This window comes from Streptomyces griseoluteus, assembly GCF_004784465.1.
GTDB classification, from domain to species: Bacteria; Actinomycetota; Actinomycetes; order Streptomycetales; family Streptomycetaceae; genus Streptomyces; species Streptomyces griseoluteus.
In genome coordinates, this window is the sequence record NZ_SRRU01000011.1 from 86,244 (window position 1) to 102,975 (window position 16,732).

16 protein-coding genes are annotated in these 16,732 nt (G+C 72.6%); 8 read left to right on the top strand and 8 right to left on the bottom strand.

Annotation, left to right across the window (positions count from 1 at the left end; translation table 11 throughout):
• Positions 1-1,077, bottom strand: a complete 1,077-nt coding sequence (locus E5082_RS26980; protein ID WP_135793861.1) for an ATP-dependent DNA ligase — start codon at positions 1,075-1,077, stop codon at positions 1-3.
• 73 nt (positions 1,078-1,150) lie between these two features.
• On the opposite strand from E5082_RS26980, the gene ligD reads away from it, so the two are divergent.
• Both ligD and E5082_RS26990 read left to right on the top strand, forming a co-directional pair.
• Complete coding sequence (gene ligD / locus E5082_RS26985) at positions 1,151-2,173, top strand: non-homologous end-joining DNA ligase (RefSeq protein ID WP_135793862.1); 1,023 nt, start codon at positions 1,151-1,153, stop codon at positions 2,171-2,173.
• A 65-nt stretch (positions 2,174-2,238) separates the two neighbouring features.
• Positions 2,239-3,246 (top strand): LacI family DNA-binding transcriptional regulator, encoded by a 1,008-nt coding sequence (locus E5082_RS26990; protein WP_135793863.1) that lies wholly within the window; start codon positions 2,239-2,241, stop codon positions 3,244-3,246.
• Positions 3,247-3,404: 158 nt separating this feature from the next.
• Here the strand turns inward: E5082_RS26990 and E5082_RS26995 are convergent, their stop codons facing one another.
• Positions 3,405-4,193 carry a VOC family protein gene (locus tag E5082_RS26995; protein WP_135793864.1) on the bottom strand — a complete coding sequence of 263 codons (789 nt, stop codon included), beginning with the start codon at positions 4,191-4,193 and terminating at the stop codon, positions 3,405-3,407.
• Positions 4,194-4,377: 184 nt separating this feature from the next.
• Here E5082_RS26995 and E5082_RS27000 point away from each other — a divergent pair, with 184 nt between their 5' ends.
• The gene (locus E5082_RS27000; protein ID WP_135793865.1) at positions 4,378-4,623 is read left to right on the top strand and encodes a WhiB family transcriptional regulator; all 246 of its coding nucleotides are present in this window, start codon (positions 4,378-4,380) and stop codon (positions 4,621-4,623) included.
• A gap of 55 nt (positions 4,624-4,678) precedes the next feature.
• Here E5082_RS27000 and E5082_RS27005 read toward each other — a convergent pair whose 3' ends face one another.
• From E5082_RS27005 to ssgD, 3 genes are all read right to left on the bottom strand, one after another.
• Entirely contained in the window at positions 4,679-5,653 is a 975-nt protein-coding gene (locus E5082_RS27005) for an acyl-ACP desaturase (protein ID WP_135793866.1), read from the bottom strand.
• A 164-nt stretch (positions 5,654-5,817) separates the two neighbouring features.
• On the bottom strand, positions 5,818-7,443 hold the full coding sequence (locus tag E5082_RS27010; RefSeq protein WP_135793867.1) for an ABC-F family ATP-binding cassette domain-containing protein: 1,626 nt from the start codon (positions 7,441-7,443) through the stop codon (positions 5,818-5,820).
• A gap of 303 nt (positions 7,444-7,746) precedes the next feature.
• Positions 7,747-8,163 (bottom strand): spore wall synthesis regulator SsgD, encoded by a 417-nt coding sequence (ssgD, locus tag E5082_RS27015; RefSeq protein ID WP_130329034.1) that lies wholly within the window; start codon positions 8,161-8,163, stop codon positions 7,747-7,749.
• Between the two features lie 207 nt (positions 8,164-8,370).
• On the opposite strand from ssgD, the gene E5082_RS27020 reads away from it, so the two are divergent.
• Positions 8,371-8,700, top strand: coding sequence for a plasmid stabilization protein (locus E5082_RS27020; RefSeq protein WP_135793868.1), 330 nt, complete (start codon positions 8,371-8,373; stop codon positions 8,698-8,700).
• A 12-nt stretch (positions 8,701-8,712) separates the two neighbouring features.
• On the opposite strand, the gene E5082_RS27025 is transcribed toward E5082_RS27020, so the two are convergent.
• On the bottom strand, positions 8,713-9,009 hold the full coding sequence (locus tag E5082_RS27025) for a YciI family protein (RefSeq protein WP_135793869.1): 297 nt from the start codon (positions 9,007-9,009) through the stop codon (positions 8,713-8,715).
• A gap of 42 nt (positions 9,010-9,051) precedes the next feature.
• Between E5082_RS27025 and E5082_RS27030 the strand changes: the two genes are divergently transcribed.
• Entirely contained in the window at positions 9,052-9,750 is a 699-nt protein-coding gene (locus E5082_RS27030; protein WP_135793870.1) for an endonuclease V, read from the top strand.
• Here the strand turns inward: E5082_RS27030 and E5082_RS27035 are convergent.
• Both E5082_RS27035 and E5082_RS27040 read right to left on the bottom strand, forming a co-directional pair.
• Complete coding sequence (locus E5082_RS27035) at positions 9,734-10,681, bottom strand: GNAT family N-acetyltransferase (protein ID WP_135793871.1); 948 nt, start codon at positions 10,679-10,681, stop codon at positions 9,734-9,736. The two genes, E5082_RS27030 and E5082_RS27035, sit on opposite strands and share 17 nt — an antisense overlap.
• A gap of 49 nt (positions 10,682-10,730) precedes the next feature.
• Positions 10,731-11,915, bottom strand: coding sequence for a saccharopine dehydrogenase family protein (locus E5082_RS27040; protein ID WP_135793872.1), 1,185 nt, complete (start codon positions 11,913-11,915; stop codon positions 10,731-10,733).
• A 222-nt stretch (positions 11,916-12,137) separates the two neighbouring features.
• Between E5082_RS27040 and E5082_RS27045 the strand changes: the two genes are divergently transcribed.
• The 3 genes from E5082_RS27045 to E5082_RS27055 are packed head-to-tail and all read left to right on the top strand — an operon-like array spanning position 12,138 to position 16,718.
• Positions 12,138-13,265: a CaiB/BaiF CoA transferase family protein gene (locus tag E5082_RS27045; protein ID WP_135793873.1), complete on the top strand. Its 1,128-nt coding sequence runs from the start codon at positions 12,138-12,140 to the stop codon at positions 13,263-13,265.
• A gap of 22 nt (positions 13,266-13,287) precedes the next feature.
• Positions 13,288-14,502: an acetyl-CoA C-acetyltransferase gene (locus E5082_RS27050; protein ID WP_135793874.1), complete on the top strand. Its 1,215-nt coding sequence runs from the start codon at positions 13,288-13,290 to the stop codon at positions 14,500-14,502.
• Positions 14,503-14,543: 41 nt separating this feature from the next.
• Positions 14,544-16,718 carry a 3-hydroxyacyl-CoA dehydrogenase NAD-binding domain-containing protein gene (locus E5082_RS27055; RefSeq protein ID WP_135793875.1) on the top strand — a complete coding sequence of 725 codons (2,175 nt, stop codon included), beginning with the start codon at positions 14,544-14,546 and terminating at the stop codon, positions 16,716-16,718.
• Positions 16,719-16,732 lie beyond the last annotated feature (14 nt).

Sequence of the window (16,732 nt, forward strand, 5' to 3'; positions counted from 1 at the left end):
TCACGCCTCGGGAGAAGCACCCAGGATCTCCGCCAGGTCGTAGCGCACCGGCTCCTCCAGCTGGGCGAACGTACAGCTCTCGGGAGTGCGGTCCGGACGCCAGCGGCGGAAGCGGGCGGTGTGCCGGAAGCGGCGGCCGTTCTCCATGTGGTCGTACGCCACCTCCGCGACCTTCTCCGGGCGCAGCGGCACCCAGGACAGGTCCTTCTTGCCCGACCAGCGGCTCGGCGCCCCCGGCAGCCGGGCCGTCTCGTGCGCCGCCTCCTCCGCCCAGCGCGCCCACGGATGCCCGCTCACGTCGTCCATCCTGAGCGGCTCGAGTTCCTCCACCAGCTCCGCGCGCCGCTTCATCGTGAACGCGGCCGCCACGCCCACGTGCTGGAGCGCGCCCTCGTCGTCGTACAGCCCGAGCAGCAGCGAGCCCACCACGGGGCCGCTCTTGTGCAGGCGGTACCCGGCGACCACCACGTCCGCCGTCCGCTCGTGCTTGACCTTGAACATGGCCCGCTCGTCCTGGAGGTACGGCACCGTCAGCGGCTTGGCGACCACCCCGTCCAGACCGGCGCCCTCGTACTGCTCGAACCAGCGGCGCGCTTCCTCCACGTCCGTCGTCGCGGGCGCCAGATGCACCGGCGGGCTCACTCCGGCCAGCGCCCGGTCCAGCAGCGCCCGCCGGTCGGTCAGCGGTACGTCCAGCAGGGCGTGGTCGTCCAGCGCCAGCAGGTCGAAGGCGACGAAGGACGCCGGGGTCCGCTCGGCCAGCGTCCGCACCCGTGAGTCCGCCGGATGGATGCGCTCGGTCAGCGCGTCGAAGTCCAGATGGCCGTCCCGTGCGATCACGATCTCCCCGTCCACCACGCAGCGCGCCGGCAGCCGCTCCTTCAGCGCCGCCACCAGCTCGGGGAAGTACCTGGTCAGCGGCTTGCCGGTGCGGCTGCCCAGCTCGACCTCGTCGCCGTCGCGGAACACGATCGCCCGGAAGCCGTCCCACTTGGCCTCGTAGTGCATGCCCGGCGGGATCTTCGCCACCGCCTTGGCGAGCATCGGCTTCACGGGCGGCATCACCGGCAGGTCCATACGCCGATTCTGCGCGCCCCCACCCGCCGGCGCCCGGTGTGCGGGCCGCGCGGGGTACGCCTACGGTGGCCGCATGGGCGATGCGGTGGAACTTCAGGTAGGCGGCCGGACCGTACGGCTGACCCACCCGGAGCGGGTGTTCTTCCCCGCGCACGGCTACACCAAGCTCGACGTCGCCCAGTACTACGCGGCGGTCGGCCCCGGTGTGCTGCGCGCCCTGCGGGACCGCCCCACCACCCTCCAGCGCTACCCGGAGGGCCTGGAGGGGGAGTGGTTCTACCAGAAGCGCGCACCGAAGAACATGCCGTCCTGGATCCCCACCGCCCACATCACCTTCCCCAGCGGCCGCAGCGCGGACGAGATGTGCCCCACCGAGGAGGCGGCCGCGGTGTGGGCCGCCCAGTACGGCACCCTCACCTTCCACCCCTGGCCGGTCCGCCGCGACGACGTCGACCACCCCGACGAGCTCCGCCTCGACCTCGACCCGCAGCCCGGCACCGGCTACGAGGACGCGGTCCGCGCCGCCTTCGAACTCCGGTCCGTCCTGGAGGAGTTCGGCGGTCTGCGGGGCTGGCCCAAGACCTCCGGCGGGCGCGGCCTGCACGTCTTCGTGCCCATCGAGCCGCGCTGGACCTTCACCCAGGTGCGGCGCGCGGCCATCGCCGTCGGCCGGGAACTGGCGCGCCGGATGCCGGACCAGGTGACGGTGAAGTGGTGGAAGGAGGAGCGGGGCGAGCGCATCTTCCTGGACTACAACCAGACCGCCCGCGACCGCACCATCGCCTCCGCCTACTCTGTGCGCCCGCTGCCCGACGCCACCGTCTCCGCGCCGCTGCGCTGGGACGAGGTCGCCGACGCCCGGCCCCGCGACTTCGACATCGTCACCATGCCGCGCCGGTTCGCCGAACTGGGCGATGTGCACGCCGACATGGACGACCACCGCTACTCCCTCGACGCCCTGCTGGACCTCGCCCGCCGCGACGAGGCCGAACACGGGCTGGGCGACCTGCCGTACCCGCCGGAGTACCCGAAGATGCCCGGCGAACCCAAGCGGGTGCAGCCCAGCCGGGCGCGCGAGGACCAGGCGCCCTCCTGAGCGAGTCCCCGGGCGCGCCGGGCCCCGCGGCTATCCTGATCACAGCCGCCGATGAGGAGCCCCAAGTGACCGAGGCAGTGTCGCGTCCCACGCTGGAGGCAGTGGCCGCGCGGGCCGGGGTGTCCCGCGCCACCGTCTCACGGGTCGTCAACGGCGGCGACGGCGTACGCGACTCGCTCGTCACCCGTGTCCGCCAGGCGGTCGAGGAACTCGGCTACGTCCCCAACCAGGCCGCCCGCAGCCTGGTCACCAAGCGGCACGACGCCGTCGCGGTCGTCATCGCCGAACCCGGCACCCGCGTGTTCGCGGACCCCTTCTTCGCCGCCCAGTTGCGCGGCATCAGCAAGGAACTCACCGCCCACGACAATCAGCTGGTCCTGCTGCTCACCGAGGGCCGGGACGACCATGCCCGCGTCGCCCGCTACCTCGCGGGCGGCCATGTCGACGGCGCCCTGGTCTTCTCCCTCCACCTCGACGACCCGTTGCCCGGCCTGATCCGCGACGCGGGCGTCCGCACGGTCTTCGGCGGCCGCCCCGACTGGGACGACGGGGACACCGGCGGCGCGGTGTACGTCGACAGCGACAACCGGGGCGGCGCCCGCGACGCGGTACGGCACCTCGTCGGGCTCGGCCGGACCCGGATCGCGCACATCACCGGCGCCCTGGACCAGACCTCCGCCGTGGACCGGCTGGACGGCTACCGGAACGTGATGGGCGACACCGACCCCGAGCTGGTCGTGGAGAGCGACTTCACCCCCGCCGGCGGCGAGCACGCGATGCGCGAACTCCTCGCCCGGCGCCCCGACGTCGACGCCGTCTTCGCCGCCAACGACCTCACCGCTCTCGGCGCGCTCCGCGTCCTGCGCGCACACGGGCGCCGCGTCCCCGAGGACGTCGCGGTGATCGGATTCGACGACATGGCCCCGGTGGCCGAGCAGACCGAGCCCCCGCTCACCACGGTCCGCCAGGACATAGAGGAGATGGGCCGCATCATGGCCCGCCTCCTCCTGGGCGGCGGCCCGGCCGGCGGCGTCATCCTGCCGACCACCCTCGTCCGCCGGGCGTCCGCCTAGGGTCTTTCGTTTGGATCAGGCCGGATCAGGGAGCGGGGTCTGGTGCCGTGCGTCGCAAGGCGGAGGAGGGCGACATGGCGGAGCCATGGCAACCGACGACAACGCCGCGAGGCGCGGTGCCAGGGCCCGCGAGCCCGGCAAGATCCAAACGAGAGGCCCTAGGCTTCCTGCGCCGGGTCGCCCTTGATCACCGCGAACTCGTACCCGTGCGGGTCGGCGAGGCGGGCCAGGCGGCCCACTCCGGGGACGCTGGTCGCGGGGAGGCGGACCGAGCCGCCGAGTTCCTCCGCGTGGGCCACCAGGGCGTCGGTGTCGTCCGTGCCGAAGTACGGCAGCCAGGCGGGGGCGGTGTCGGCGGGGTTCTCGAAGGTGGGGACGATGCCGCCGAACATGGCGTCCTCGTCGGCGCCGCCGGGGTAGAGCGAGGTGTAGACCCCGCCGGGGAAGCCGACGCCGGAGGTCTCCACGCCGAGTACCCGGTGGTAGAAGGCGGCGGCCGCCGCCACGTCCGGGGTGTGCAGTTCGACCCAGCAGAGGGCGCCCGGCTCGGTCGCCGCGTCCAGGCCCTCGACCGGGTCCGGCTGCCAGACGCGGAACGCGGCCCCGGCCCGGTCCTGCAGGCCCGCCACCCGGCCGAGTCCCAGCAGTTCCGTCGGCCAGAACACCACCGTGCCGTGCGCCGCCCCCGCCGCCTCGGCGGTGCCGAGCGCGTCCGCGCAGCGGAAGTACACCGTCCAGCCCGCCCGGCCGCGCTCCGGGTCCAGCGCCATGGCCCCGGCGACCGTCCTGCCGTCGCGCTGGAGGAGGACATAGCCGCCCGTCTCCGGGCCGGCGGGGGCGGGCTGCCAGCCGAAGAGGCCGCCGTAGAAGGCGAGGCTCGCCGCCAGATCGGGGGAACCGAGGTCGATCCAGTTAGGAGCGCCGTCGGGGAAACGGGTGGTGAGCATGCGCGCCCTCCTCGGGGACCGAGCCGTCCTTGGCACCGACGAGTCTGGCACCGGCTGGGGAGGATCGCCCCGCGCGCCGCCGTGCGCGGGCGTGTCCGCCCGGAGGATCATCGGGACGGCCCACGCGGCGCTCGTTGACACGGCGTTGATCAAACGTTTTCCGGCGCCCGGCACGATCCTGGCCATGCACATCGAGACGATCACACCGGCCGATTCCGCCTGGCAGGGCCAGGCCCTGTGCGCGCAGACCGGGGCGGACTTCTTCTTCCCCGAGCCCGGCAGTTCGGTGCGCGAGGCCAAACGGATCTGCGCCCTGTGCGAGATCCGCCCCGCCTGCCTCGACTACGCCCTCGCCCACGACGAACGCTTCGGCGTCTGGGGCGGCCTCTCCGAACGGGAACGGCTCGCCCTGCGCCGTACGGCCCGCTGAAGAACGGGCCGTACGGTGTGCTGAACGCGGGTCACGGGGCCGTACGGCCCAGGGCTCAGCCGGCCGCGCGTGCCGCCATGCGCGCCTTGCGGGCCGCGAGCCGCTCGTCGAACTTGGCCGCCTCCGAGTCCAGTCCGCCCATGAACACGCCCAGCTCCTCCTGGGCGCGCAGGCCCTCCGGGCCGAGGCCGTCGATCTCCATGACCTTCAAAAAGCGCAGCACCGGCTGGAGCACGTCGTCGTGGTGGATACGGAGGTTGTAGACCTCCCCTATGGCCATCTGCGCGGCCGCGCGCTCGAAGCCGGGGATGCCGTGGCCCGGCATGCGGAAGTCGACCACGACGTCACGGACCGCCTGCATGGTCAGGTCGGGCGCGATCTCGAACGCGGCCTTCAGCAGGTTCCGGTAGAAGACCATGTGCAGGTTCTCGTCGGTGGCGATGCGGGACAGCATGCGGTCGCAGACCGGGTCGCCGGACTGGTGGCCGGTGTTGCGGTGCGAGATCCGGGTGGCCAGCTCCTGGAAGGCGACATAGGCGACCGAGTGCAGCATCGAGTGCCGGTTGTCGGACTCGAAGCCCTCGCTCATGTGCGACATCCGGAACCGCTCCAGCGCGTCCGGGTCGACCGCGCGGGAGGCGAGCAGGTAGTCGCGCATCACGATGCCGTGCCGGCCCTCCTCGGCGGTCCAGCGGTGCACCCAGGTGCCCCAGGCGCCGTCCCGGCCGAACAGCGAGGCGATCTCGTGGTGGTAGCTCGGCAGGTTGTCCTCGGTCAGCAGGTTGACGACCAGCGCCACCCGGCCGATCTCGGTGACCTTGGACTGCTCCTTGCCCCACGCCTCGCCGTCCTCGAAGAGGCCTGGGAAGTTGCGCCCGTCGCTCCACGGCACGTACTCGTGCGGCATCCAGTCCTTGGCGACCTGCAGATGCCGGTTCAGCTCGTTCTCGACCACTTCTTCCAGGGCGAACAGCAGCCGCGCGTCGGTCCAGGCGGACGGGCTGCCGAGGTGAGGGGAGGTGATCGTCACGGGGGTACTCCAAAAAACGGCCGAGCAGAAAAGGGAGATTCATCGACATAGCCACCCCAAGAGGGCGGCGTCAAGAACCTACGGCTTCGTAGCCTACGTGTCCGTAGGTTACGAAGCCGTAGGTTAAGGCGGGCGTAAGGGCCCCGTCCAGGCGGAGCGCCCGCCTAGCCGATCTCTTCCCGCGTCGCGTCCCGCAACTCCCCGTCCGCCACCAGCAGCCAGCGGGTGATGCCGATGGAGTCCAGGAACGGCAGATCGTGCCCGGCGACGATCAGCGCACCCTCGTACGACTCCAGCGCCGAGGTCAGCTGGCGCACGCTCGCCATGTCCAGGTTGTTGGTCGGCTCGTCCAACAGCAGCAGTTGCGGGGCGGGTTCGGCCAGCAGCAGTGCGGCCAGCGCGGCCCGGAAGCGTTCGCCGCCGGAGAGGGTGCCGGCCGGCTGGTCGGCCCGCTTGCCCCGGAACAGGAAGCGGGCCAGCCGGGCGCGGACCCGGTTGGGGGTGGCCCCCGGCGCGAACCGGGCCACGTTCTCCGCGACCGTAGCCCCGTCGTCCAGCACGTCCAGCCGCTGGGGCAGGAAGCGCAGCGGCACATGGGCCTCGGCCAGCCCGGCGACCGGGGGCAGCTCCCCGGCGATCGTCCGCAGCAGGGTCGTCTTCCCGGCCCCGTTGCGCCCGACGAGCGCGATCCGCTCCGGGCCCCGCAGGTCCAGCAGGCCCGCCACGCGCGGCCCGTGGACCGTCTCCAGCTTCTCCAGCGTGAGCACCTGCCGGCCCGGCGGCACGGCGGTGTACGGCAGGTCGACGCGGATCTCGTCGTCGTCCCGGACCGCCTCCACCGCCTCGTCCAGCCGCTCCCTGGCCTCCGCGAGCCGTTCCTCGTGCATGATGCGGTGCTTGCCCGCGGACTCCTGGGCGGCGCGTTTGCGGGCGCCCATCACGATCTTCGGCTCGCGCTTGGAGTCGTACATCTTCTGCCCGTACCGCTTGCGGCGGGCCAGTTTCATATGGGCGTCGGTGAGTTCGCGGCGCTGCTTGCGGACGTCGGCCTCCGCCGCGCGCACCGTCCGTTCGGCCGCCTCCTGTTCGACGGCGAGGGCCTCCTCGTAGGCGGAGTAGTTGCCGCCGTACCAGGCGACCTCGCCGGCGCGGAGGTCGGCGATCTGGTCGACGAGGTCCAGCAGTTCGCGGTCGTGGCTGACCACGACGAGGACGCCGGGCCAGCTTGCCACGGCCGCGTACAGCCGGCGGCGGGCGTACAGGTCGAGGTTGTTGGTGGGCTCGTCCAGCAGCAGCACGTCGGGGCGGCGCAGCAGCAGCGCGGCCAGCCGCAGCAGCACCGACTCGCCGCCGGAGACCTCACCGACCGTGCGGTCCAGGCCGATGTGGCCGAGGCCGAGTTCGCCGAGGGTGACCAGGGCGCGCTCCTCCACGTCCCAGTCCTCGTCGAGGGTCTCGAAGTGCTCCTCGGAGGCGTCGCCCGCCTCGATGGCGTGCAGCGCGGCCCGCTTGGCGGCGATGCCGAGGGCCTCGTCGACGCGGAGGGCGGTGTCCAGGGTGACGTTCTGCGGGAGCAGGCCGATCTCGCCGGACACCCTGATCGTGCCGTCGGTCGGGACGAGGGTGCCGGAGAGCAGTTTCAGCAGGGTGGACTTGCCCGAGCCGTTGGCGCCGACCAGCCCGGTGCGGCCGGGGCCGAAGGAGATGTCGAGGCCTTCCAGGACGGGGGTGCCGTCCGGCCAGGCGAAGGTCAGGGAGGTGGCGGAGAGGGAGGACGCGGGTGATGACATAGGGGCCTCACGGGTGCCGGGTGCGGTCTGGTCGGGGGGACTGACGAGACACCGCGGGCGGAAACCGGAAGCCCGGAGGCACTGGGGGCCGGGAGAACTGGGCCCAAGGGGCCAGAAAAAAGGGCCTGTGCCTGAGGGACGGCTCGTACGCCGAGGTTGAACGCCACGCACACCTCACCGGTGTGAACGCGATGTCTCATGACCTCAGACGAGCAACGTCCTTCTCCTATCGACGGCAACAGAACCGCTGTACACGCTACGAACGGCCTCGAAGCCTGTCAACGCGATTAACGCGGACCCCGGTCAGCCGGAGTCCCGCATCAGCTCGGCCAGCCCCTGGTCGAGGTCGAGTTGCAGGTGCTCCAGGCCCACCGGCACCAGCTCGCCCGCCGCCCGCAGAAAGCGCCGGATCTCCCCGGAGCGCACATGCACCACGGCGGTGCCCTCCGGCGCGTGGAACTCCAGCACCGTGCGGTCGTAGCCGTAGGGCCGCACCCGTACGTCACCCTGGCCCTGCGGCTCGTGCAGCCCGGCGGACAGCAGCTCGCGGGAGAAGGTCCAGCACACCTCCACGCCCGCCAGGGTGGCCGGGGCGGGGAAGGTCATCCGGACGGCGTAGGGGTCGCGCCGGTCGTAGTGCAGGGCGGCGGGAATGCTCGGCATGCGGGGCGCGGCGGCGACCAGACGCGCCTCCACGATTGCCTCGATCACGGTGGACAAAGCCTGTGCTCCCTCGGACGGCTGGACACTGCTCCTCGGCGGGTCGCGGCCCGACACCGGGAGAGACGTCGGAAGCCTCCGTTCCGTGCACACCCGGCCGGAGTGACCTCGGTCACGATTCCGGGGTGCGAAACGGGTCCGAATCCGGGTACTCGCCTCCCTACCGGACAGCCTGCGAAGGCCCGCAGGGCAACGAAGGGAGCGACCATGCCAGCCGGTTCCAGCCCCAAGCGTGAGCGCCAGTACGAGCACATCAAGGAGAGCGAGCTGGACCAGGGGGCGAGCGAGGACCGCGCGGAGGAGATCGCCGCGCGCACGGTCAACAAGGAGCGCGCCCGGGCCGGTGAGTCCAAGACCGCCAGCCGTACCTCGACGCAGGACATGTCCTCCGGGGAGCGCGGCGGCCGGCGCTCCGGCAAGGGCTCGCAGGGCCCGACGTACGACCAGCTCTACAACGAGGCCAGGCAGCGCGGCATCCACGGCCGCTCCGACATGAACAAGGAGCAGCTCCAGCGCGCGCTGGACAGGAAGAAGTGAGCCGGGGCCGGCTCAGCCGGCGCTCTGCCGGTACCGCGTCAGCTCGGGTGCCGTCTTCGTGGCGGTGAACTCGGTGACGCGGTACTCGCACACCCCGGCGGTGACGAACGGGTCCTCGGCCACGACCGCCTCGATCTGGGCCCGGCTGTCCGCGACGGCGACGATCACCCCGCCGTCGCGGGGGTTCTTGCGGCCGGAGGCGAGGAACAGCCCCTTGTCGTACTGCTCGTCCAGCCAGGCCACATGAGCGGTCAGGACGGCGTCGACGGCGTCGAGCGGGGCGGTGTACGTCAGCTCCAGTACGAACATGATCGCGAGCCTACCCCGGCGCCCCGTATCGTCGGGGCCACGATGATCACCGCACAGGTTCCCGCCGACTGGCCCGCCACCGAGGAGGAGGCCCGTGCCGTCCAGGACGCGCTGCGCGGCCGTGTCGTCCGCGACGAGACAGGCCCGCCGCCCGGCACCGGTCATGTCACCGGCGTCGACGTGGCCTACGACGACGCCCGCGACCTGGTCGCGGCGGCGGCCGTGGTCCTGGACGCGGTCACCCTGGCCGTCGTCGCCGAGGCGACCGCCGTCGGCCGGGTCGCCTTCCCCTACGTCCCCGGCCTGCTCGCCTTCCGCGAGCTGCCGGCCGTACGGGCGGCCCTGGACGCGCTGCCCTGCCCACCCGGCCTCGTCGTCTGCGACGGCTACGGCCTCGCCCACCCCCGCCGCTTCGGCCTCGCCAGTCACCTCGGCGTCCTGACCGGCCTGCCCACCATCGGCGTCGCCAAGAACCCCTTCACCTTCACCCACCCGGCGCTCGCCCCGTCGCGGGGGAGCACCGCCCCGCTGCTCGCGGAGGGGGCCGAGGAAGTGGGCGCCGCCCTGCGCACCCGCGGCGAGGTCAAGCCGGTGTACGTGTCGGTGGGGCACCGGGTGTCGCTGGAGAACGCCGTCGCCCACACTCTTGCCCTCACCCCCAAGTACCGCCTCCCGGAGACGACCCGCAGGGCGGACTCCCTGTGCCGAAGGGCGCTGCGGACTCTCAGCCCGCCCACTTGATCAGCGGCGCATCGCGGGAAAGCTCCCGGAAACCGAGCCCGTAGTACAGCCCGCGTGCCCTCGGACGGCCCGGCGCGCCGAGGCAGACGACCGTCGCGTGGGTGGCGCCGGCCGCCCGGGCCAGGCGCATGCCGTGGAGCATCATCGCCCGGGCCAGGCCGAGGCGGCGGTAGGCGGGGTGGGTGCCCACCGGTTCGAACTCGACGGTCCTGTTCATGTGGTCGAGCCACATGATGGTGGAGGCGGCCATGGTGCCGTCCGGAGCCTCCACCAGGACATGCAGATCGGCGCGGTAGGCCGCCGTCCGCCGGACGCCCTCGTAGCTCCGGGCCGTGTAGGGCGACGGGGACCAGGCGTCCAAATGGGCCCGGACCGCGGCCCGGGGGCCCGCCTCCTCGGCGGTGCGGAACCGGAAGCCGGGCGGCAGCACCGGGTGCTCCACGTCGGTGAGGTCCCGTCGGTTGAGCTGGGTCCAGTCCCCGGTGTCGCCGAGGGCCCGTGCGTCGGGCTCGTATCCGTGCGCCGCCCAGCGGGTCAGCGCGTACTCGTCGGCGGTGGTCGGCAAAGCGGTGCGCTCCAGGCCGGCCGCCACCGCGTCGTACCACTCGATCACCTCGTCGACCAGCCCCGCGTGGTCCGGATGGACCTGGTGGCTCAGCGAGGCGCCGGTGACGTCGGTGACCGACCCGTCGTCACGCCGGACCCGGCGGGGGAGGAAGGCCCAGCCCCACGCCACCAACTCGTCACCGGCGAACCACAGGCGGCGCCGCCAGCCGGCGCTCTGGGCGGCATGGTCCTTGCCGTAGATCCAGGCGAGCTCGCCGTACGAGGCGCCCGCGCTGATCAGGTCCGGGCGGAGGGCGGTGACGCGCTGCGCCAGGCCCTGCATGAGCGGGATGTCCGAGGCTGCCACGAGTGCGGAGTCCGTCATGGGGCGCCACTGTGCCAGGCTCCGCACCGCCGCCGAACCGGTTTTCCGCTCAGACGCTCCGCTCGGCCACCACCCGGAACCCGATGCCCGCCGCCCGCAGCCGTTCCAGCAGCGCGTCGCCCATCGCGGTCACCGGGGTGAGCTGGCCGGAGCGGTCGGGGAGGTCGTCCGTCGCCAGGGACAGGGCCGCCTCCGCGAACATCTTCGCCGTCTCCCCGTAGCCCGGATCGCCGCCCGTGACCTCGGTGAACACGCGCCGCCCGCCGCCCTCGCCGACGAAGCGGACACGGAACCAGCTCCGGGCGCGCTTCTCCGCGTCGGGGCCCTCGCCCGGCTGGAGCCGGCCGGAGAGCCAGGAGCGGACGGGGGCGAGCTGGGCCGCCACCGCGAGGACGCCCACACCCGCGAGCCCCGCCGCCGCGACCGGGAGGTGCTCGACCGCCGCGTAGTGGCGGTAGCGGAAGTCGGGGCCGTAGCGGTCCAGGGACTTGGCGGAGCGGCGCACGATCTGCGGGTCGATGGTGGGCAGCGGCAGCGCCCAGGCGCCGACCTCCCCGGCGAACCGGGGCGCGCCCGTGGGGGCCGAGACCCGGCGGTCCATCAGGCGCGGCTCGTGCCGGGCCCGGTCGCGGGCCGCCGCCCACATGCTCCCGGCGCGCGCGAACTGGTTCAGCGCCGAGGCGAGCGTGCCCCCGGAGAAGGTGGCGTTCGCCGTGACGAACCCGTCCACCCGCAGCGGCACCCCCTCGGGAAGCTGCCGCACCGTGAAATAGGCGCCCAGGTCGTGCGGTACGGAGTCGAAACCGCAGGCGTGCACCAGCCGGGCGCCGGTCTCCCGGGCACGGGCGTCGTGGCGGATGAACATCAGGTCCACGAACTCGGGCTCGCCGGTGAGGTCGAGATAGTCCGTGCCGCTGTCGGCGCAGGCGGCGACCAGTTCCTCGCCGTAGGTGATGTACGGGCCGACGGTCGAGGCCACCACGCGGGCCTGTTCCGCGAGCGCCCGCAGGGTGGCGGGCTCGCTCACGTCGGCGTGGATCACTCCGATGGCCGAACCGCCGGGCAGCCGCTCCCGCAGTGCCTCCAGCCTGCCCGGGTCCCGGCCCGCGACGGCCCACCGCAGGTCCTCCGGAGCGTGCGCGGCGAGATACTCCGCCGTCAGCGTGCCGACGAAGCCGGTGGCACCGAAGATCACGATGTCGTAGGGACGGTCCGTCGATTTCAGCCTGCTCATGACACTCCTTGCCGTGCAGCCCGCGCGACTGTCGGGGGCCGAGGCTAGCGTGAGGGGTGCGGGGCCCGGCAGGCGCCCCGTGCGGTGTGCCCGGGGAATCGGGGCGCACCGGGGCACTTCGCTAAGCGCCCGCTCGTTCAGGTCTTGTGCCGGGTGCACGGTGTTCCTAGCATCACCGGTGTTACATCGTTTGTGTCATACGCGCTTTGGGGGCATGACGGCATGACGACGGCAACGGCGCCGGGGCAGGGCCCGCTCAGCGGGGTGCGGGTGGTCGAGCTGGCCGGTATCGGCCCCGGCCCCTTCGCCGCGATGCTCCTGGCCGACCTGGGCGCCGACGTGGTCCGGGTGGACCGGCCCGACGGCCCCGGCCTCGGCATCGACCCCGCGCGCGATGTCACCAACCGCAACAAGCGCTCCGTCGTCGTCGACCTCAAGGCCCCGGACGGTGCCGCGCGCGTGCTCGACCTCGCCGAGCGCGCCGACGTCCTGATCGAGGGCTACCGCCCCGGTGTCGCCGAGCGCCTCGGCGTCGGCCCCGCCGACTGCCACGCCCGCAACCCCCGCCTGGTCTACGGCCGGATGACCGGCTGGGGCCAGGACGGCCCGCTCGCCGACCGCGCCGGGCACGACGCCTCCTACATCGCCGTCACCGGCACCCTCGGCATGATCGGCCGCCCCGGCGAACCCCCGGCCCTGCCCGCCAACCTCCTCGGGGACTACGCGGGCGGCTCCCTCTACCTCGTCGTCGGCGTCCTCGCCGCCCTGCACCACGCCCGCTCCACCGGCACCGGCCAGGTGGTGGACGCCGCCATCGTGGACGGCACCGCCCACCTCTCCGCCATGATCCACGGCATGCTCGCCGCCGGCGCCTGGCAGGACCGCCGCGCCGCCAACCTGCTCGACGGCGGCTGCCCCTACTACGGCACCTACGAGACCGCCGACGGGAGGTACATGGCGGTCGGCGCCCTGGAACCCCGCTTCTACGCCGAGTTCCTCCGCCTCCTCGACCTCGACGGCCTGACCGACGCCCACCACGACCCGGCCCGCTGGCCCGAGCTGCGCGAGCGGGTGGCCGCCCGCTTCAAGTCCGGTACGCGCGCCGAGTGGACGTCCCGCTTCGAGGGCACCGACGCCTGCGTGGCCCCCGTACTGAGCCTGCGCGAGGCTCCGCACCATCCCCACCTGGCCGCCCGCGCCACCTTCACCGAGCACGACGGGCTGGTCCAGCCGGCCCCCGCCCCACGCTTCTCCGCCACCCCCACCCGCGTCCGCACCGGCCCCGCCCTGCCCGGCACCGGCGCCGAGGAAGTGGCCCGCGACTGGGACCTCCCGCAAGCTACCGCCTGACACCCTCCCGAAAGGCACACCAGTGACCACCGAAGCGTTTGTGTACGACGCGATCCGCACCCCGCGCGGCCGAGGCAAGGCCAACGGCGCGCTGCACGGCACCAAGCCGATCGACCTGGTCGTCGGCCTGATCCACGAGATCCGCGCCCGCTTCCCCGGTCTGGACCCGGCCGCCATCGACGACATCGTGCTCGGCGTCGTCGGCCCCGTCGGCGACCAGGGCTCCGACATCGCCCGGATCGCCGCCGTCGCCGCGGGACTGCCGGACACCGTGGCGGGCGTACAGGAGAACCGCTTCTGCGCCTCGGGTCTGGAGGCCGTCAACACGGCCGCCGCCAAGGTCCGCTCCGGCTGGGAGGACCTGGTACTGGCGGGCGGTGTCGAGTCGATGTCCCGGGTGCCGATGGCCTCGGACGGCGGCGCCTGGTTCAACGACCCGATGACCAACCTCGCCACCAACTTCGTCCCGCAGGGCATCGGCGCCGACCTCATCGCCACCATCGAGGGCTTCAGCCGCCGTGACGTCGACGAGTACGCGGCCCTGTCCCAGGAGCGTGCCGCCAACGCCTGGAAGGAGGGCCGCTTCGAGCGCTCGGTGGTCCCGGTCAAGGACCGCGCGGGCCTTACCGTCCTCGACCACGACGAGCACCTCCGCCCCGGCACCACCGCCGACTCCCTCGCCGGTCTCAAGCCGTCCTTCGCCGACATCGGCGAGCTGGGCGGGTTCGACGCGGTCGCGCTGCAGAAGTACCACTGGGTGGAGAAGATCGACCACGTCCACCACGCGGGCAACTCCTCCGGCATCGTGGACGGCGCCTCCCTGGTCGCCATCGGCTCCCGCGAGGTGGGGGAGCGGTACGGGCTCAACCCCCGCGCCCGGATCGTCTCCGCCGCCGTCTCCGGCTCCGAGCCCACCATCATGCTCACCGGCCCCGCTCCCGCCACCCGCAAGGCGCTCGCGAAGGCCGGGCTGACCATCGACGACATCGACCTGGTCGAGATCAACGAGGCGTTCGCCGCCGTCGTCCTGCGCTTCGTCAAGGACATGGGCCTGTCCCTGGACAAGGTCAACGTCAACGGCGGCGCCATCGCGCTCGGCCACCCCCTCGGCGCCACCGGCGCGATGATCCTCGGCACCCTCGTGGACGAACTGGAGCGCCAGGACAAGCGGTACGGCCTGGCCACCCTGTGCGTCGGCGGCGGCATGGGCATCGCCACGATCATCGAGCGCGTCTGAACTCCCAGCGGAACCAAGCGACTTCTACGGAGACGACTGTCATGACCGAGAGCACCACCATCCGCTGGGAGCAGGACGACACCGGTGTCGTCACCCTCGTCCTCGACGACCCCGGCCAGTCCGCGAACACCATGAACCAGGCGTTCCGCGAGTCCCTCGCCGTGATCACCGACCGGCTGGAGGCCGAGAAGGACTCGATCCGGGGCATCATCCTCACCTCGGCGAAGAAGACCTTCTTCGCGGGCGGTGACCTGCGTGACCTGATCCGGGTCACCCCCGGGACCGCCCAGGACCTCTTCGACGGCGGCCTGGCCATCAAGCGGAACCTGCGCCGCATCGAGACTCTCGGTGTGCCCGTGGTCGCCGCGATCAACGGCGCGGCCCTCGGCGGCGGCTTCGAGATCGCCCTCGCCTGCCACCACCGGATCGCCCTCGACGCCCCCGGCTCCCGCATCGGCTGTCCCGAGGTCACCCTCGGCCTGCTCCCCGGCGGTGGCGGTGTCGTCCGTACCGTGCGGCTGCTCGGCATCACCGACGCGCTGCTGAAGGTGCTGCTCCAGGGCACCCAGTACAACCCCCGCCGCGCGCTGGACAACGGGCTCGTGCACGAGGTGGTGGAGACGCCGGAGGAGCTGACCGCTCGGGCCCGCGCCTTCATCGACGCCAATCCCGAGTCGCAGCAGCCCTGGGACAAGCCCGGCTACAAGATCCCCGGCGGCACCCCGGCCCACCCGAAGTTCGCCGCCAACCTGCCCGCCTTCCCGGCCTCGCTGCGCAAGCAGACAGGCGGCGCGCCCTACCCGGCACCGCGCAACATCCTCGCCGCCGCGGTCGAGGGCGCCCAGGTCGACTTCGAGACCGCGCAGGTCATCGAGGCGCGGTACTTCGTGGAGCTGGCCGCCGGGCAGACCGCGAAGAACATGATCCAGGCGTTCTTCTTCGACCTCCAGGCAGTCAACTCCGGTGCCAACCGGCCCCAGGGCATCGAGCCGCGCAAGGTCCGCAAGGTGGCCGTGCTCGGCGCGGGCATGATGGGCGCCGGCATCGCCTACTCCTGCGCCCGCGCGGGCCTGGAGGTCGTCCTCAAGGACGTCTCGCTGGAGGCGGCCGCCAAGGGCAAGGGCTACTCCGAGAAGCTGTGCGCCAAGGCCGTCGCCAAGGGCCGCACCAGCCAGGAGAAGGCCGACACCCTGCTGGCCCGGATCACCCCGGCCGCCGAGGCGGCCGACCTCGCGGGCTGCGACGCGGTGATCGAGGCGGTCTTCGAGGACACCGCGCTCAAGCACAAGGTGTTCCAGGAGGTCCAGTCCGTCGTCGAGCCCGACGCGCTGCTCTGCTCCAACACCTCCACGCTGCCCATCACCGCGCTGGCCGAGGGCGTCGAGCGGCAGCGCGACTTCATCGGGCTGCACTTCTTCTCGCCGGTCGACAAGATGCCGCTGGTCGAGATCATCAAGGGCGAGCGCACCGGGGACGAGGCGCTGGCCCGCGCCTTCGACCTGGTCCGGCAGATCAACAAGACGCCGATCGTGGTCAACGACTCGCGCGGCTTCTTCACCTCGCGGGTGATCGGCCACTTCATCAACGAGGGCGTCGCGATGGTCGGTGAGGGCATCGAACCGGCGTCGGTGGAGCAGGCGGCGGCTCAGGCCGGCTACCCGGCGAAGGTGCTGTCGCTGATGGACGAGCTGACCCTCACCCTCCCGCGCAAGATCCGCGCGGAGACCCGCCGTGCCGTGGAGGAGGCGGGCGGCACCTGGACCCCGCACCCCGCCGACGAGGTCGTGGACCGCCTGGTCGACGAGTTCGGCCGCCCCGGCCGCAGCGGCGGCGCCGGCTTCTACGACTACGAGGACGGCAGGCGCACCACCCTCTGGCCGGGCCTGCGCGAGCACTTCACCAAGCCCGGGCACGAGATCCCCTTCGAGGACATGCAGGAACGCATGCTCTTCGCCGAGGCCCTCGACACCGTCCGCCTCCTCGAAGAGGGCGTCCTCACCTCGGTCGCCGACGCCAACATCGGCTCCATCCTCGGCATCGGCTTCCCCGGCTGGACCGGCGGCGTCCTCCAGTACATCAACGGCTACGAGGGCGGCCTGCCCGGCTTCGTAGCCCGGTCGCGTGAACTGGCCGAGCGTTACGGCGCCCGCTTCACGCCTCCGGCGCTGCTGCTGGAGAAGGCGGAGCGGGGGGAGACCTTCACCGACGCCCGCTGACGCTGTCACGAGGG

Excerpts from the sequence above, each read along its gene's own strand:
- E5082_RS27055 (WP_135793875.1), top strand. The coding sequence starts at position 14,544 with ATGACCGAGAGCACCACCATCCGCTGGGAGCAGGACGACACCGGTGTC.
- E5082_RS27035 (WP_135793871.1), bottom strand. The coding sequence starts at position 10,681 with ATGACGGACTCCGCACTCGTGGCAGCCTCGGACATCCCGCTCATGCAG.
- E5082_RS26995 (WP_135793864.1), bottom strand. The coding sequence starts at position 4,193 with ATGCTCACCACCCGTTTCCCCGACGGCGCTCCTAACTGGATCGACCTC.
- E5082_RS27045 (WP_135793873.1), top strand. The coding sequence starts at position 12,138 with ATGACGACGGCAACGGCGCCGGGGCAGGGCCCGCTCAGCGGGGTGCGG.
- ligD (WP_135793862.1), top strand. The coding sequence starts at position 1,151 with ATGGGCGATGCGGTGGAACTTCAGGTAGGCGGCCGGACCGTACGGCTG.
- E5082_RS27020 (WP_135793868.1), top strand. The coding sequence starts at position 8,371 with ATGCCAGCCGGTTCCAGCCCCAAGCGTGAGCGCCAGTACGAGCACATC.
- E5082_RS27000 (WP_135793865.1), top strand. The coding sequence starts at position 4,378 with ATGCACATCGAGACGATCACACCGGCCGATTCCGCCTGGCAGGGCCAG.
- E5082_RS26980 (WP_135793861.1), bottom strand. The coding sequence starts at position 1,077 with ATGGACCTGCCGGTGATGCCGCCCGTGAAGCCGATGCTCGCCAAGGCG.
- E5082_RS27010 (WP_135793867.1), bottom strand. The coding sequence starts at position 7,443 with ATGTCATCACCCGCGTCCTCCCTCTCCGCCACCTCCCTGACCTTCGCC.
- E5082_RS27040 (WP_135793872.1), bottom strand. The coding sequence starts at position 11,915 with ATGAGCAGGCTGAAATCGACGGACCGTCCCTACGACATCGTGATCTTC.
- E5082_RS27025 (WP_135793869.1), bottom strand. The coding sequence starts at position 9,009 with ATGTTCGTACTGGAGCTGACGTACACCGCCCCGCTCGACGCCGTCGAC.
- E5082_RS27030 (WP_135793870.1), top strand. The coding sequence starts at position 9,052 with ATGATCACCGCACAGGTTCCCGCCGACTGGCCCGCCACCGAGGAGGAG.